The 15,723-nt window shown below is 35.6% G+C and carries 17 protein-coding genes; 10 read left to right on the top strand and 7 right to left on the bottom strand.

Going from position 1 to position 15,723, the window contains the following annotated elements; genetic code table 11:
• Nucleotides 1-299 precede the first annotated feature (299 nt).
• From NZ579_04225 to NZ579_04205, 5 genes are all read left to right on the top strand, one after another.
• Nucleotides 300-833, top strand: coding sequence for a hypothetical protein (locus NZ579_04225; protein MCS7299156.1), 534 nt, complete (start codon nucleotides 300-302; stop codon nucleotides 831-833).
• 3 nt (nucleotides 834-836) lie between these two features.
• A complete protein-coding gene (gene nusA / locus NZ579_04220) occupies nucleotides 837-2,138 on the top strand; it encodes a transcription termination factor NusA (GenBank protein ID MCS7299155.1) in 1,302 nt (433 codons plus the stop codon).
• Entirely contained in the window at nucleotides 2,139-4,430 is a 2,292-nt protein-coding gene (infB, locus tag NZ579_04215) for a translation initiation factor IF-2 (GenBank protein ID MCS7299154.1), read from the top strand.
• 62 nt (nucleotides 4,431-4,492) lie between these two features.
• Nucleotides 4,493-5,338, top strand: coding sequence for a transketolase (locus NZ579_04210; protein ID MCS7299153.1), 846 nt, complete (start codon nucleotides 4,493-4,495; stop codon nucleotides 5,336-5,338).
• Nucleotides 5,331-6,281, top strand: a complete 951-nt coding sequence (locus NZ579_04205) for a transketolase family protein (GenBank protein MCS7299152.1) — start codon at nucleotides 5,331-5,333, stop codon at nucleotides 6,279-6,281. Before NZ579_04210 ends, NZ579_04205 begins: the two co-directional genes overlap by 8 nt.
• On the opposite strand, the gene NZ579_04200 is transcribed toward NZ579_04205, so the two are convergent.
• On the bottom strand, nucleotides 6,278-6,940 hold the full coding sequence (locus tag NZ579_04200) for a hypothetical protein (GenBank protein ID MCS7299151.1): 663 nt from the start codon (nucleotides 6,938-6,940) through the stop codon (nucleotides 6,278-6,280). The genes NZ579_04205 and NZ579_04200 overlap by 4 nt on opposite strands.
• A 320-nt stretch (nucleotides 6,941-7,260) precedes the next feature.
• Between NZ579_04200 and NZ579_04195 the strand changes: the two genes are divergently transcribed.
• Both NZ579_04195 and NZ579_04190 read left to right on the top strand, forming a co-directional pair.
• Nucleotides 7,261-7,602 carry an STAS domain-containing protein gene (locus NZ579_04195; GenBank protein ID MCS7299150.1) on the top strand — a complete coding sequence of 114 codons (342 nt, stop codon included), beginning with the start codon at nucleotides 7,261-7,263 and terminating at the stop codon, nucleotides 7,600-7,602.
• A 3-nt stretch (nucleotides 7,603-7,605) separates the two neighbouring features.
• Nucleotides 7,606-8,031, top strand: coding sequence for an ATP-binding protein (locus tag NZ579_04190; GenBank protein MCS7299149.1), 426 nt, complete (start codon nucleotides 7,606-7,608; stop codon nucleotides 8,029-8,031).
• Here NZ579_04190 and NZ579_04185 read toward each other — a convergent pair.
• Nucleotides 8,026-8,421 (bottom strand): CBS domain-containing protein, encoded by a 396-nt coding sequence (locus tag NZ579_04185; protein MCS7299148.1) that lies wholly within the window; start codon nucleotides 8,419-8,421, stop codon nucleotides 8,026-8,028. The genes NZ579_04190 and NZ579_04185 overlap by 6 nt on opposite strands.
• Nucleotides 8,422-8,575: 154 nt before the next feature.
• Here NZ579_04185 and NZ579_04180 point away from each other — a divergent pair, with 154 nt between their 5' ends.
• The 3 genes from NZ579_04180 (at nucleotide 8,576) to NZ579_04170 (ending at nucleotide 11,114) form a co-directional block, all read left to right on the top strand.
• Nucleotides 8,576-9,127 carry a hypothetical protein gene (locus NZ579_04180; protein MCS7299147.1) on the top strand — a complete coding sequence of 184 codons (552 nt, stop codon included), beginning with the start codon at nucleotides 8,576-8,578 and terminating at the stop codon, nucleotides 9,125-9,127.
• Nucleotides 9,128-9,180: 53 nt separating this feature from the next.
• A complete protein-coding gene (gene tyrS, locus NZ579_04175) occupies nucleotides 9,181-10,359 on the top strand; it encodes a tyrosine--tRNA ligase (GenBank protein ID MCS7299146.1) in 1,179 nt (392 codons plus the stop codon).
• Between the two features lie 92 nt (nucleotides 10,360-10,451).
• Entirely contained in the window at nucleotides 10,452-11,114 is a 663-nt protein-coding gene (locus tag NZ579_04170) for a riboflavin synthase (protein ID MCS7299145.1), read from the top strand.
• 1 nt (nucleotide 11,115) lies between these two features.
• Here the strand turns inward: NZ579_04170 and NZ579_04165 are convergent, their stop codons facing one another.
• Genes NZ579_04165 through NZ579_04145 form a run of 5 tightly spaced genes read right to left on the bottom strand, consistent with a single transcriptional unit; the run spans nucleotide 11,116 to nucleotide 15,714 of the window.
• Nucleotides 11,116-11,688 (bottom strand): DUF2231 domain-containing protein, encoded by a 573-nt coding sequence (locus NZ579_04165; protein MCS7299144.1) that lies wholly within the window; start codon nucleotides 11,686-11,688, stop codon nucleotides 11,116-11,118.
• A 26-nt stretch (nucleotides 11,689-11,714) separates the two neighbouring features.
• On the bottom strand, nucleotides 11,715-13,421 hold the full coding sequence (locus NZ579_04160; protein MCS7299143.1) for a cbb3-type cytochrome c oxidase subunit I: 1,707 nt from the start codon (nucleotides 13,419-13,421) through the stop codon (nucleotides 11,715-11,717).
• A 22-nt stretch (nucleotides 13,422-13,443) separates the two neighbouring features.
• On the bottom strand, nucleotides 13,444-14,163 hold the full coding sequence (gene coxB, locus NZ579_04155; protein ID MCS7299142.1) for a cytochrome c oxidase subunit II: 720 nt from the start codon (nucleotides 14,161-14,163) through the stop codon (nucleotides 13,444-13,446).
• On the bottom strand, nucleotides 14,160-14,939 hold the full coding sequence (locus NZ579_04150; protein MCS7299141.1) for an SCO family protein: 780 nt from the start codon (nucleotides 14,937-14,939) through the stop codon (nucleotides 14,160-14,162). Before NZ579_04150 ends, coxB begins: the two co-directional genes overlap by 4 nt.
• Nucleotide 14,940: 1 nt before the next feature.
• Nucleotides 14,941-15,714 (bottom strand): heme-copper oxidase subunit III, encoded by a 774-nt coding sequence (locus NZ579_04145; protein ID MCS7299140.1) that lies wholly within the window; start codon nucleotides 15,712-15,714, stop codon nucleotides 14,941-14,943.
• Between the last annotated feature and the right edge of the window lie 9 nt (nucleotides 15,715-15,723).

Below are 15,723 nucleotides of genomic sequence, written 5' to 3'. Positions count from 1 at the left end.
TCTACTTGTAGAATCTAAAGTTTGTAAGAAAGTTTGGTAAGAATCAAGTGAAAAATCTCCTCTTACATCGTAAAGTAAAGGCAAAGGGGTAAAATGTGACAAGCAAAAACGATAAATTACTTTGTCAAAAACTTTCCATTTGACCTACCTTATAGACAGGAAGGATTTGGAAACTGTATGGATGAGTTATGAGCACGAGGTGTTAAGAATTACTCTTCCAAAAAAATGCCAAACTCTTGATCAAACTTCAGGACTTTTCATTTGAATATAGCACTTGAAATTTTATATAATTACATCGTATGTCAAAGAGTTTGAGAAAACAAAAAGAACATGATACATACATTGACATTGAAGGAATAAGTAGTATGGTGAAACCTAAAATTCTCAAAGTTCTAAGCGATATGGGATATCATCTTCTCAATATGGAATTGAAGCGTGGAAAAGTCCTAACACTGGAGATAGAGATATTTTCAAAGGATAAGAACATATCTCTCAAGGATTGTGAAAAGGTGTCTAATGTTGTATCAAGAGTCCTTGATGTTGAGGATCCGATACCTTTGAGGTATAATCTTGTTGTTAGTTCTCCTGGTGCTAATAGGGTCCTGAAGAATACCAGAGAGTATGAAATGTTCGCTGGTAGAGATGTTGAAGTAAAAGTCAAAAACTTCTCAAGCTACAACTTGACAAAAGATACTTTCACAGCAAAGATTCTAGGCGTTGATGGTGATGTTGTTAAATTTGAGTTTTCTGATAGAGAGGTTTGGATTGACCTTTCTGACATAACCTATGTCAAACTACATTTTGATTTAGGTAAATACTTCGGAGGTGTCTAATTTATGACTTTTGAGAATATAAAACAAATAGTTCAGGCTATGGAGTTGCCTGAAGATATTGTTCATAAGATGCTTGAAAAAGCTCTACTGGCAGGATACAAGAAAGAGTATGGAAAAGATTATGATAATATGGTATTTAGGATAAGTGAGGATGGTAAAAAAGCTGAAATATTAGCAATCAAGGAGGTTGTTGAGGAAGTAAAAGATAGTGTCTTGGAAATATCTTTAGAAAACGCAAAGAAATACAAAGATAACCCAAAGATTGGAGATAAGGTAGAAGTTCCAGTTCTGCCGAGCAAGTTTAGCAGACATGCTATTGATGTGATAAGAAATGTCCTTTTATCACAGAAGGCCGAGATAGAAAGAGATAAGGTGAACTCAATCTTCAAAGCGAAAGTAGGTGATATATTCCTGTGCAAAATTAGCAACATGAAAGGTAGGAATATTGATTTAATCATTGATTTCGGGAATTTTAAGATAGATGGTTTCATACCTTACGAACACCTTATGCCTGAGGACCATAAGTTATTCAAAGTAGGCGATACCATAAAAGCAGTCCTTATTGATATATTCAACCCACAGGATAAACAAGAATCTAACAGAAAGATTAACAGGGATGCAAAACTAATACTATCACGAACTGTTCCTGAATTTGTGAAGAAACTATTTCACAACAATATACCTGAAGTTAGTAAAGGTATAGTTGAAGTTAAAGCAGTAGGTAGAATACCAGGTGAGCGTTCTAAAGTTGCGGTTTATTCAGTATTTCCTGATGTTGACCCCGTTGGTGCCTGTATAGGTGTTGGGGGAAGTAGGATAATGAGTGTATCAAAAGAGATAAGTGGTGAGAAGATAGATGTTGTCTTATGGAGTCCTGATACACAGGAGTTTGCCAAAAATGTGTTCGGCAGATCCTCGGTTCATTCAGTTGAGGAGCGGCAGAACGAAATTCTCATTAGGATTTACGAATCATACTTATATGTCTTGGGTAAAAACTCAATAAATGTAAAGATATTTTCACAGATGGTCGGTAAGGACGTTAAGGTTATGCTCGTTGAGGAGAAAACGAGTCAAAAACCTGAAATATTTATAGAGGAGGAAGAAGTTAACGAAAATACCTATGTTGATTATCTACCTTTTGATAAAGACATACTGGACAAAATAAAGAGTAAGAATATAAAAACTATAGGTATGTTGTTGGAAAGAATGGAGGATCTTAAATCTCTGGGATTTTCTTCCAGAGAGATATCACATATAAACAAGATAGTCAATGAGTATATAGAGGTTGAGGTAGAGGAGGAATAAATGGAGGAGAAAAAGAGGTTTAAAATAAAAATAAAGAAGAAGGTTCAGTCTCAACCGATTGAGACTCCTCAACCTGAAAAGACATTTGATAGCAATGTCTCATCAGACTCCTCTTCAGATAATAGCGTTTCTAGTGAAGTTATCAATAAAGAGAATATTACTACAAGGAAAGATTTTCGTAAAAGAGATAACTTCAAAAGCAATAGATATGTAAGACACGGGGGAGAAAGACCTTACTCCTTCAAAGAAGGAGGAGAAGGGAATGGAACATTAGAGCGAGGTGGTTTGACTAGAGAAAGGAGAGATGAAAGATATTTTGGTAGAGATAGTTTCCAGAAGAACAGAGAAAATAAACAAGGACAGAGAGCAGAAAGAAAGTTCAGCATAAGAGATAAGGTTCAGCCACGACCTACTACCTCAAAAACACTTGTTCAAAAACCTACTATACCTAAGAGACAGATACTGAGACGTCCTAAAAAGGAAGTTGAAAACCTTGAAGTCACAGAGGAGTCTTTTGAATCAAAGCTTGACTCAGAGCTTACAAGGCTTCAAAAACAGAAAGTCTACGCAGTTCCTGAAGAGATAGAGATATACGATGTTATAACTGTTGGTGATCTGGCAAAAAAAATGAATGTCAAAGCTGCTGACCTAATAGAAACTCTTGAAAAACTTGGATTATCAGTGACGATAAACGACAAGATAGATTCAGATACCGCCATCGTTGTAGCAGAGGAGTTTGGAACCAAAGTTATAGTTAAATCTGTATTTGATGAGATAAATGTTCCGGAAGAACCAGATGATCCAAAGAATTTAAAGGAGCGAACACCAGTAGTGACCATAATGGGGCATGTTGACCACGGAAAGACAACATTACTTGATGTAATAAGAAATACCAGAGTAGCACAGTCTGAGACAGGAGGCATAACTCAACACATAGGTGCTTCAGTCGTTGAGATTAACGGCAAAAAGATAACATTTATTGACACACCAGGTCATGAAGCATTTACTGCAATGAGAATGAAAGGTGCAAAAATTACCGACATAGTTGTGTTAGTTGTCGCTGCTGACGATGGAGTAAAGGAACAAACAGTGGAAGCATTGAATCACGCAAAAGATGCTAAAGTTCCTATAATAGTTGCGATAAATAAAATTGATGCCCCAGGTTCAAATCCAGATAGAGTTAAAAATCAACTAAGTGAGATGGGACTAATACCCGACGAGTGGGGTGGTGATACGATGTATGTTGAGGTATCTGCTCTCAAAAAACTAAACATTGATAAGTTACTTGAGGCTATACTACTACAGGCAGAGCTTATGGATCTTAAGGCTGATTTTAAGAAAAGAGGAGTTGGATTTGTTATAGAGAGTAAGGTTGAACAAGGAAGAGGAATTGTTTTTACTGTGATACCCAAAAATGGAGTAATAAGAGTAGGGGATAACTTTGTTGTCGGGATCACTTATGGAAAAGTAAGAGCCATATTCAACGACAAAGGCAATAAAATAAATGAATTGTTACCAGGATTACCTGGTGAGATAATAGGTGCAGATGAACTACCATCAGCGGGAGATAAATTAAACATCGTTGAATCAGAGGATATTGCTAAAAGTATATCTGAAAAGAGAAAATACTATTCAAAGATAGAGAATACAAAAAGTTTAAAGAGTAGTAAAAACCTTTTTGAGGAAGTTAAGGAGATTAAATATATTATCAAGGGTGACGTTTTTGGAAGTGTTGAGGCTATAAAATACTCACTTGAGAAACTTTCAACAGATGAGACAATTATCAGAGTTATACACTATGGCGTAGGTCAGGTCAATGAAAGTGATGTTATGCTTGCATCTGCAGGAGGTGCTTCAATAATAGCGTTTAGAACTAAAGTTGTCCCCAAAGCGAGTGAGATTGCTGAAAAGGAGAAAGTAAGAATAAGGAAGTATAATATCATTTATGAGATAATAGAAGATATTAAGAAAGAGATGAAAGGTATGAAAGAACCAACATTTGTTGAGAAAATTCTGGGAACCGCTGAAGTTAGGAAAGTCTTTAGAATAAGTGGTGTTGGTAATGTGGCAGGATGTTATGTAAAAGAAGGAGTAATCCAGAGAAAAGCTAAAGTGAGAATATACAGAGATAATTCACTAGTTTTTGACGGTCAGATATCTTCATTAAAACATCTCAAAGATGACGTTAGTGAAATAAAGGCAGGACTTGAATGTGGTATATCCTTTAAAAACTTTGAGGATGTAAGGGAAGGAGATACGATAGAATGTTACGATATTTTTGAGGATGCTTAGTATTTGAGTTTTTTTATTATGCACTTAAATCTTTATAATTATTGTATTATTAGGAGGTAAATATGTTAGGACAAAAGGTCAGCATGGAGAACCTCAAGGAAATGGCGAAAGATATAAGAGAGAAAATACTGATAATGACACACAATGTTAATAGTGGTCATCCTGGGGGTTCTTTATCTCTGGTTGAAATAATGCTATCACTGTATTTTTACAAGATTAGGTATAATCCTAAGGATCCAAATTGGGAAGATAGGGATAGAGTTGTAATTTCAAAAGGACATGCAACTCCTGTAGTTTATCTTACATTAGCGAAGGCTGGCTTTTTTGAGGAAGAAGAGGTGATGAAAGGTTTTAGAAGGCTAGGTTATAACTTTCAGGGACATGTATACACTGGTGTTCCCGGGGTTGAGTTTAGCACAGGCTCATTGGGACAGGGGTTGTCAGCAGGTATCGGTATGGCACTCGCGGCAAGATATAAGAATAAAGATTATAATGTTTATGTAATACTAGGTGATGGTGAGGTTCAGGAAGGAAGCATTTGGGAAGCGGCTATGTTTGCATCATTCCATAAGATTAATAACTTGTGTGCTATAATTGATTATAACAAGATACAGCAAAATGGTTTTGTGAATGAAATCTTGAGTATAGAGCCTCTTAAGGACAGATGGGAAGCTTTTGGCTGGAACTACATAGAGATAGATGGGCACAACTTTGACGAAATTTTTCAGGCTTTGGATGCATTTGAATCAAGTAAAGTATCTGGAAAACCTACAGTAATAGTATCCAATACAATTAAAGGTAAAGGAATTTCATTTATGGAGTACAATAATGCTTTTCACGGGCGAGCCCCAACAAAAGAAGAACTAGACAGAGCACTACAAGAACTTAGAGGAGGTAACCATGGGTGATTTACAAGCAAAACCTACTAGAGACGGATTTGGTGAAGAGTTATTAAACCTTGGATACGAGAATGAGAATATAATAGTTCTCTCAGCCGATGTTGAGGATTCAACTAGAGCAGAGTATTTTAAAAAGAAGTTTCCTAATAGGTTTTATAATGTTGGAATAGCAGAACAGAACTTGGTTGGAATCTCTGCAGGCTTGGCAAAAGAAGGATTCACAGTTTTTGCAACATCGTTTGCAGTCTTTCTAACAAACAGAGCTTATGACTTTATAAGAATATCTGTATGTTATAATAATCTGAATGTGAAGTTGTGTGCATCTCACGCAGGACTTATGATAGGAGAAGATGGTGCGACTGCCCAATCACTTGAGGACATTTCTATAATGTCTGTATTACCAAATATGAGAGTTGTTTGCCCTGTTGATTATATTGAGACGAAGAAGATAACTAGATACATAGCAAAGGAATTCGGACCATTCTACATGAGACTTGGTAGAACCCCTTATCCAATTGTTACCTCTGAAAGTGATGTGTTTGAATTTGGTAAAGGTAGAGTCTTGATGGAAGGTGAGGATCTTACAATTATATCATATGGTGTAACAGTTTCAGAAAGTTTAAAAGCCTCGGAGGAACTGAGGAAGGAAGGGATAAGTGCAAGGGTCATCAATATGAGCACTATAAAACCATTTGATGAAGAGATTGTCCTCAAGTCTGCTGAAGAAACCGGAGCGATAATGGTTGTTGAAGAACACGAAGTCATAAATGGACTTGGAAGCATGATAGCGAGATTCCTAGCTACAAAAAAACCTATACCTATGGAATTTGTTGGTGTAAATGACGAATTCGGGGTTTCTGGAAAACCTTACGAATTACTTGAGCGGTTTGGATTAGACTATAAATCTATCAAAGAAGTAGCGAAAAGATTAATCAAAAGGAAGAAATCTTAGTTCTTCTCGTAGTGAAAATAGTCAAAATATAGGTTTCTAGTGTAATACTGTATATCATAAGATTTAAAGTATGTATTTATTCTAACTTCAAACTCCCTTGGTGTCTGAATATTAACTCTTCCTACTTCAGAACCTTCTAACTTAAAAACTATACTGTTATAACTAGCATCTACTGTGATAAGTATCTTATTAGTTAGGTTTACATTGTTCGTGTAGGTAGATGTTATGTTCGTTAGGGGTGATACCACTTCGTACTGTAGAACTCCTACATTGTATATAGAAGAAAAGAAAACACTTATAGAAACTCTTAAATTATCTCTGCGGGAATAAATCTCTAGTTCTGATGCTACATTAGTCTGGTAATTCTCAAGATAAACAGAAAACCTACCTCTTGGAAACTCAACCACAGATTGTATACCACCTGTGTCCGAAGTATTAGCAGGTATCACTATGACCAGATTACCATTTGAGATGATAGAGTTCTCTCTCTTGAGCTGAGAAAACCCAATAAATACTTCTCTTTTATCCCAGATTTTGGTATCAAATGTTTGGAAATCATCAAATAAAAAATCCTTATCGTAGAGTTTGTTTTGCTGTTCAAAAATGGGATTACATGATAGAACTAATATAGATAGGATGATAACTAACAGTATCATCATAAAACTACATAAAGTATAATAAAGGATTCGTTGAGTTTCAATTAACGGTCTCAAAAATATATAGTTTAGTTATAAGTTTATCTTTATATCGTAGTTCCTTTCAGGACTGGGTGAACCTCCTCATAACAAGCATCTAAAGACTATCTTGAACTAAAATTTCACAACTTACGGACATTATTTATACCTGAAATGGTGATTAATCAAAAATCTAGGATCTTGTCTTACTCATCTAATGAAAGTTGAGATTTATTAATTTCTTTAGTAAAATGTTGTTTTTGGGGAAGTTATTATATAAAATATTCATCAAGACGGAGGGAATTATGGAAGTCGCAACTGAGATAGTTGGTAATGATATTGTCAAGGTTAAAGTTAAAGGAGAATTGAGTATATTTTACATTGATCCCTTTGAAAGTGTAGTTCAAAAGAATATAATTGACGGCAAAGTCAAGTTTATTTTTGATTTAAGAGAAGTAACATACATTGACTCTATGGGGATTGGCCTTTTATCCATAGCAGCTAATAATGCCTTCCAAAAAGGTGAGAAGGTTGTAGTTATAGTAACAAACCCTAAGATAAAATATACATTAAATGTATCCAGACTACATGATGTAATAAGTATAGTGGAGTCAGAAGAAGAAGCACTAAAATTATTCGGAAAGTAGTCTATGGTCTTCAAGAAAAAAATCCTATCTACCTTTTCTGATTTAAAAGATCTTGAAAATGATATTGAATGGTTTATGAAGATCAACAGAATACCAGGTAGTGAAGTCTATGATGTGAAAATGGCAATTCATGAGTATATACTAAATATTATGGAACACGGATACCATTGGAGTCAAGACAAAGAAATAATATTAGAAGCATCAATTGAAAAAAGTGATAATAACCTAGAAATAAATATAACTATTCAAGACTTCGCACCAAAGTTTGAGATATCCAAGGAAAAGATATTAAAATCCGTTAATAACAGAAGCTTCAGAGGGAGAGGATTACTAATGATAATGACATTCATTGATGACCTTATCTACGATAGTTCTTTTGAGGAAGGAAATAGAGTAATTATGAAGAAATCTCTGAAAATCACTTCATAGCAATTCTATGAGATGTTTGACTACATCAAAAATACTGAATACACCGATAACTTCTCCGTTTTTGTTAACCACAGGGAGCTTTCTTCTGTTCTTTGCTATCATTAGCTTTAGAGCATCCTTTATTAACATATCCTCTTGTAAAACAATTTCTTCCTGTTTCTCAATTATATCTTCAACTACGACATCCTTTGCCTTGTCCTGAGCGAAGATATATTTCACCAGGTCCGTAGCATATATCATACCGACAGGTCTGTCTTTATCAAGAACTATAACCCCACTTATCTTTGACTTTATCATCTTGTCAACAACCTTTGTCAAAGTATCTTTGATACCGACATGATATACAGGAGTAACCATAAGATCCCTAACTTTCATCTTTGAAAGATCCATATCGCCCCCTTAATCTAAGTATAACTAAATTTTGTAATAAATCACAAAGTAGAATCAAAGTATCAAACATTCTATATTGCTTCCGAACATTGTTTTAGGTATAATTCAGATTATGAAAATAGGTTTGTTATTATGTTTATATTTTGCTTCTATTTTGGTTTGTCAACAAGGTCTCTCTCAAGAAACCGTTTTCTTAACTAACTATAACCCTTATACTAACAAAACATACCTGATAACAAACTTCTCCTACAGAGGTATAACGCTAGGTATGGTGAAGAGTAATGTTGAAAGAATAATTGAAGAAGACGAATTCCTTGAGATAGATGAAAGTAGTTATCTAGGATTTTTTGACAAAGAAAAACCGTTTATGCTCAAAGCACTTTCTCTCCCATATATCAAATCAATCTACTTCATATTTGATAAAGACATTCTTTTCAACATAATAATAAGTTTTAATCCTTCAATATACTCATACTCTGAGCTCTTGAGAGAAGCAAAGAGAAAGTATGATGCACCGACTGATGAGTATCCAGATTTCGCAGTTTGGAGTTTTGGAAACTATGAATTGAGAGTTGAAAAACCTTCGGTTGTCAAATTCTTCCTTATAACTGAGGTAAGTAATATTACAATAAGGGCTTACGAGTCAAGTAGGAGAATAAAAGAAAAGTCAGAATATAGCAAAAGAGAACTCTTTCCATTCAAGTAGTATTTATCTCTAACTCGCAATTACTTCAGATTTGGTATTAGAATGTATGTAGTATGAACCTGTCTCTTATCAAAAGAGGTGTTATTGAGATAATATCCGAGAGTGAGTTGGTCTCAAAAATAGAGAGGAAAGGAAGTTTAAGAGTTAAGTTTGGTGCTGATCCATCTGCTCCTGACCTTCATCTTGGACATACTGTTCCCTTAAGAAAACTCAGGCATTTCCAAGAACTTGGACATACCGTTGTATTCATAATAGGTGATTTCACAGCTATGGTTGGAGACCCTTCAGGTAGGAATACATCTAGAAAACGATTATCAAGAAGCGAAGTTATAGAGAATGCTAAAACCTATCAGGAGCAAGTTTTTAAAATATTGGATAAATCCAAAACGGAAGTAAGGTATAACAGCGAGTGGTTTGATAGGATAACCTTCGAAGAGATACTAAACTTGACTAGTAAATATACCGTTGCAAGAATGCTAGAAAGAGACGATTTTGAGAAGCGATACAAAAGCGGTAATCCAATATCTGTAATGGAGTTTCTATACCCACTTATGCAGGGGTATGACTCTGTTATGGTAAATGCAGACGTAGAGATAGGTGGAACAGACCAAAAGTTCAATTTGCTCGTCGGAAGAGAACTACAGATAGAATACGGTCAAGAACCTCAAGTTGTTATTACTTTACCACTACTTGAAGGAACTGATGGTGTTAGAAAGATGAGTAAAAGTTTTGGGAATTATATAGGTATAAACGATAATCCTTCCGATATGTTTGGAAAAATTATGTCAATACCAGATAACCTCATACTAAAATACTTTGAACTTCTTACTGATGTTAGCATAGAAGAGATCCAAACACTCAAGCGAGATATGGAAAATGGGGCAAATCCCAGAGATATAAAAGCAATGCTTGCTAGAGAAATTGTCTCTTTCTTCTACGGAACTGATACAGCAATTAAGTCCAATGAAGAGTTTGATAGGATATTCAAAGAAAAACAGATACCAAGTGATATTGAGGAAAGGGAATTAAAAACTGGAGAGTATAACCTAGTTAGCCTACTCTCAGAGATGGAACTGGTTCCTTCAAAAAGTGAGGTTAGAAGGCTGATACAAGGAGGAGGGGTATATATAGATGGAGAGAGAGTTAGAGATATAAATTACCTTCTAAAACTAGAGAAAGAAGTAGTCGTAAGGATAGGTAAAAGGAAGTTTGTCAAACTAATACCTAGATAGAAGGAGTCATTGTTCTTTACAGTCTCAGTGATGCTTTTTTGAATAAAATTGTTTCTTTGAAAGAATGTTATCCTTATAGATATACTCATCTTATGTTTTCAGGAATAATCAAACACACAGGTATCATCGTTAAAGGACTATATGGTAAAAGAGATGGTTATATTTCAGTAGAGAGCAATGGAATACCTGAATTAACTTATGTTGGAGGTAGTGTTGCTGTTAATGGTGTTTGTTTGACTGTTGTTGAAAAGACAGGAAACTCTCTATCATTCTTCGTAAGTTATGAAACTTCGGAGAGAACTACACTATCCCAACTGGAAGAGGGAACAATAGTAAATCTTGAATTACCAGCAACACCTTCAACATTCCTAGACGGTCACATCGTGCTAGGACACATTGATACTGTAGGTAAGGTTACTACGATAGAGAAAGTTGAGAGGTCTTATAAACTTACTGTATCCATTCCTAGACATTTTATTAGGTATATCGTGTACAAAGGTTCGGTAGCAATTGACGGAATTAGTCTAACAGTTTATGAACTTGATGACGATAACTCAACTTTTTCAATAGCAGTCATACCGTCCACATACGAAATGACTAACATAAAGCAACTAAGAGTTGGAAATCCTGTGAATGTTGAATTTGATGTAATAGGAAAATATGTAGAGAGGTTCTTCCTATTAGGAAGAAACCCCTTAACAGATGGAAGCAAGAACAGTCTGCTTGACAAACTGAAAAAGTTTATGGATTACTAGGTTACATCATGTACTGGTATATTATACCTACTCCATACTCATATACCATTACTCCACCGAGCCATCCTTGATAGAGGAGTAGCAAACATGAGAACGCTAATGCCGATACATAAATCCATCTAATAAGTGACTTAATTTTTTCTTCTTTGATAAACTCATATAATATCCTCAACCCCAGAATACCTATGAATATGACACCCAGTGTTATTCCTAATATCTCGTGTGCTTCATACAATTCATGCGCTTCTTTTATAGTAGGTTCTTGCATATTGTAGTAGATATATAGACCACTAGCAGTAGCTAGCAAAACTCCTCCCGTTGCTACTATTACCATAATAAGTTCCACCACATCTGGCTTTCTTCTTATGATCAAATAAACAAATTCAACAATCAAAAGGAATATGGGAAAACCTATTCCGAAATGGCTTGTAGGTGGATGTATCTTCGTTATAGATGGATAAACCTGTATCCTCTCAACTTCAGACGCTGGTATCTTATCTTCAGCAGCAAAAATGCTACTAGCTAGCCCTATCAGTGTGATAAAAACCAACGCAAAAACTAATATCCCTCTCATAACAACCCTCCATAGATATTATTATTTTAAAAGTGTTCGTGGTAACCTTTGTAGTATGCGTAAGGATGCCAATCCTTGTGAATTTCAATATGATCCTTCTTGAAGTTATTACTCATAACAGGTGTATCAGTAGCACTCCATTCAAGAGAAGGTGAATGCCACGGGTTCTTTGGTGCTTTTTGTCCGCTTCTTAGGGATACAATAATGTTTATCAAGAACAAAACTATTCCTACAAAGAGTAAAACAGAACCGAATGTCTGTATCTGGTTTATCAAAACCCATTCAAGAATATTTGGATAATCCGCATATCTTCTTGAAATTCCTAGAGTTCCTGAGAATGTCTGAAAGAAATAGAAGATATTTGAACCTATGAAAGCAAATATGAAGGACCAGACGCCAAGTTTTTCGTTATACATCTTACCTGTGACCTTCGGGAACCAGTAGAGTATCCCTGCTAGTGCTGCGAATGTAACAGACATACCTAGAACATAATGGAAGTGTCCAACAACAAACATTGAGTCTGTCAATCCTAGGTTCGCTGAAACCATTGAGAGTAGAACACCCGTCAATCCTCCTATCAGGAACATAAAAAGACCACCTAACACAAATAACATAGGTGCTGTAAGTCTTATTGCCCCTTTATACATCGTAGCAAGCCAGTTGAATATCTTTATCCCAGTAGGAACTCCAACCAGTATTGTTGTATATGAGAATAAGACTCTAGCCCAATCTGGTATTCCTGCAGCAAACATGTGGTGTGCCCAAACTAGAAAACCTATCAGTGCTATGAGATATATCGCCAGAACCATTGATACATATCCGAATATAGGTTTTCTGGACATTGTCGCTATAACTTCTGAATATATACCAAACGCTGGAAGCATCATAACATAGACGGCAGGATGAGAGTAGAACCAAAATATATTCTGGTATAGCAACGGGTCACCTCCAATCTCAGGATTGAAGAAGTTTGTCCCTATATACCTATCAAGAAATAATAATGTCACGGCACCGAGAAATGACGGAACTCCGAACAACTGTATGAGATTAGCCCCTAATATGGTATGAGTGAATAAGTTCATCTTTCTAAAACTTAATCCTTTAGTCCTCATTGATATTATCGTTGCTACGAAATTAACAGAACCAGCAGTTGCAGCTATACCGTAAAGAAGTATTATTATTGAGTAATAAGCAACTGGTCCCGCATTTGGATTACTAGCAAACGGTGGATATGCTGTCCATAACATTTTTATCCAATTTCCAGGTATAGCAGTAAGCAGAACCATTACACTAGCACCTAGAAAGACCCAATAGCTAAAGGCGTTCAATCTTGGAAAAGCAACATCTTTAGCACCTATCATAAGAGGTATAAGAAAATTACCAAAAGCACCAGTCCATACCGCAACAGCCCACCACAAAAGCATAAGTGTTCCATGTCCTGTAAGTAGATAGTTATATAAGTCTGCACCTTCCTGTCCTGCTATACTAGGTAATTGAATACCGGGGTTTGTAAGCTCATACCTTATCAACATTCCCATCATTCCTGCTAGCAAGAAGAATATAAAAGATGTGAAAAAATATAGGATACCTATCTTTTTGTGATCTGTCGTGAATATCCAGTCTTTTAGTCCTCCAGAATACCAAGGTTTAACTTCCTTATGTTGATGTCTAGATTCTTCACTTGTTCCTTCGGATGTAATACCTGGCTCTAAATCTTCAGCTCTTTCCTCCATATACAAACCTCCATAAATGAAACTATTTTTGTTCAAGCCACTTATTAAATTCCTCTTCGCTTACAACTTTCAATACTGCTATCATATACGAGTGCCAGCTACCGCAGTATTCCCTACAGAAAGCATAGTATTCTCCTTCTTTATTTATCTGAAACCACATATATGTTATCCTTCCCGGGACAGCATCTTCGGTTATCATTGCTGGTTGAACATAGAACGAGTGAATAACATCTCTAGATGAGAGTAAAACCTTTATCTTTTTACCAACAGGTAAATAGAATTTTTCACTATCATCCTTTTCAAAAGGTTTTTCGGTATTAAAGTAAGTTGATACAACTTTGCCATTAGGATACTCAATTTCCCATCCCCACATAAACGCGGTTATCTTAACTTCTAGTGCGTCAGCAGGTAATGTTCTTTGATACATAAAGTTTGCAAAAGATAGTGTAGCAAGAAACAAAGCAAGTATAGTAGGTATCGCAATCCAAACAACTTCCAAGGCAGTATTACCTTCTATGTGTGCTCCTTCCTCATTTTTACCTTTAACGTATCTGTATCTTATAACGATATAAATTCCTACCAACAATATTCCTACGAAGAATATAATTGAGAATATCAACCAAATAGTGTAAGAGTTATCCCAATACGCTCTTGGTTGTGCTATAATTTCGGTAGTCCCCAAGAAGGGGAATACCATCTTTGATATAAGGTCTAATATGCTTGATATCAAATCTTGGTTCATTGTGTATTCCTCCTCTTAACGATAATAGAGGTTACTAATGTTAAAACAACTAGGAGTGCTCCAAGACCCCCAAAAACCACAGTAGGATTGAGTTCATAGCCCCTTATATTGCTATCGTATGTATAGCAAACCAAGAACGCTAGATCTATCACCGAGTTTATTGTAAATTTTCCAATACTGGCTTCAGCCAGTGCGAGATTTATATTCTGTTCTTTCGGATTTGAACCTATTAGATACCTTACTATCTTTCCTTCTGGCGAGAGGAATATCAAAACAAGAGTATGAACGAAAGTATTGTCCCTTTTGGAAAAGAAAAATTTGAACCCCGTTGAATTAGTAAATATACCGACGCTTTCTGATGTTAGAATACCATACTTTACTCTCTTATCCGTGTAGTCACCGTAATGTGATTCTCTAAAGTGAATCATATCTTCAACAGTATCATTACTGTCAAATGAAAGAACCAAGAGATTAAAATCTCTGTTTATTCTACTAATGTTCCTGAGAGTTGTGCTAAGTATTATAGGGCATCCTGTCATACACTTGTAGAAGAGAGGCAGTATTATGGTAGGTTTATCCTTTATGAATTCTCTTATTGAGTGTGTAGTCCCATCCTCAAGCACAAATTTAAAATCTTTTATGATCTTACCTATGTAATATTTCTCTTCTATTATCATCACACTAGGGTCTAAGAATGAGACTGGCTGTCTTGCCGAAGGTGTAGAGAAAGCATTTATGGATAATGTTATCAGAATGAGTATCCAAACAAACCTCATTCTAGAACCTCCCATAGCCGCCTACTATATAAGCGGTAGAAGCAACGAAAAGCCAAGCAATATCAACGAAATGCCAGTATAAACTACACGCTTTTATAGGCGTTATGTATCCTGATGCTTTTGAAGAATTTATGAGTAGGACAAGTTGTATTAGGATACCAACCAAAACGTGTGATGCATGGACTCCTGTGAGTGAATAAAAACCTGTTCCAAATATACTAGCAGATATTGTAAAACCTTCTTCCCAAAGGTGTGTCCATTCGTAGATGTGTAAGACTAGAAACAGAGTTCCAAGAAGCATGGTAGCAACAAGCCATAACCTATAAGAGTTTATATGGTTATGTTCTAGTGCTTTTTCTGCTTTCCATATAGTATAACTTGAAGCCCATAGTATAAGTGTAAGTATTCCAACGAGATAGTAGTTGAACTTCGGTATTGTTTGAACCCATTGCTCAAAATACTGAACTCTAGATGATATAAATGACACTATTATCACTCCGAATATCACAACCTCCGCACATATAAACCAGATGATACCTCGCGTGCCAAGCTTTTCGTCGTGCCCAATGTAGAATATTTCTTTAGCCCAACCCGCTGAACTGAATATTATTACCGCTATGCTCATACCGATGAGCATTACTCCCACTATCTGTATCTCATAAACGAAGTAGAATATGAAACCAAGAAGAACAAAGAACACTGAAATACCTGCTATAAAAGGCCATATACTCGTATGGTGTTGATGGGCATCTAAACTTTTTATACGATTTTCCATAGAATAAAA

This window comes from Spirochaetota bacterium, from assembly GCA_025061835.1.
Taxonomy (GTDB): domain Bacteria; phylum Spirochaetota; class Brevinematia; order DTOW01; family DTOW01; genus SKYB106.
This window is presented reverse-complemented; position numbering and strand designations above follow the sequence as displayed.

Bases quoted from the DNA above. Each gene is read 5' to 3' on its own strand.
- NZ579_04225 (MCS7299156.1), top strand. From the start codon at position 300: ATGTCAAAGAGTTTGAGAAAACAAAAAGAACATGATACATACATTGAC.
- nusA (MCS7299155.1), top strand. From the start codon at position 837: ATGACTTTTGAGAATATAAAACAAATAGTTCAGGCTATGGAGTTGCCT.
- infB (MCS7299154.1), top strand. From the start codon at position 2,139: ATGGAGGAGAAAAAGAGGTTTAAAATAAAAATAAAGAAGAAGGTTCAG.
- NZ579_04210 (MCS7299153.1), top strand. From the start codon at position 4,493: ATGTTAGGACAAAAGGTCAGCATGGAGAACCTCAAGGAAATGGCGAAA.
- NZ579_04205 (MCS7299152.1), top strand. From the start codon at position 5,331: ATGGGTGATTTACAAGCAAAACCTACTAGAGACGGATTTGGTGAAGAG.
- NZ579_04200 (MCS7299151.1), bottom strand. From the start codon at position 6,940: ATGATGATACTGTTAGTTATCATCCTATCTATATTAGTTCTATCATGT.
- NZ579_04195 (MCS7299150.1), top strand. From the start codon at position 7,261: ATGGAAGTCGCAACTGAGATAGTTGGTAATGATATTGTCAAGGTTAAA.
- NZ579_04190 (MCS7299149.1), top strand. From the start codon at position 7,606: ATGGTCTTCAAGAAAAAAATCCTATCTACCTTTTCTGATTTAAAAGAT.
- NZ579_04185 (MCS7299148.1), bottom strand. From the start codon at position 8,421: ATGGATCTTTCAAAGATGAAAGTTAGGGATCTTATGGTTACTCCTGTA.
- tyrS (MCS7299146.1), top strand. From the start codon at position 9,181: ATGAACCTGTCTCTTATCAAAAGAGGTGTTATTGAGATAATATCCGAG.
- NZ579_04170 (MCS7299145.1), top strand. From the start codon at position 10,452: ATGTTTTCAGGAATAATCAAACACACAGGTATCATCGTTAAAGGACTA.
- NZ579_04165 (MCS7299144.1), bottom strand. From the start codon at position 11,688: ATGAGAGGGATATTAGTTTTTGCGTTGGTTTTTATCACACTGATAGGG.
- NZ579_04160 (MCS7299143.1), bottom strand. From the start codon at position 13,421: ATGGAGGAAAGAGCTGAAGATTTAGAGCCAGGTATTACATCCGAAGGA.
- coxB (MCS7299142.1), bottom strand. From the start codon at position 14,163: ATGAACCAAGATTTGATATCAAGCATATTAGACCTTATATCAAAGATG.
- NZ579_04150 (MCS7299141.1), bottom strand. From the start codon at position 14,939: ATGAGGTTTGTTTGGATACTCATTCTGATAACATTATCCATAAATGCT.
- NZ579_04145 (MCS7299140.1), bottom strand. From the start codon at position 15,714: ATGGAAAATCGTATAAAAAGTTTAGATGCCCATCAACACCATACGAGT.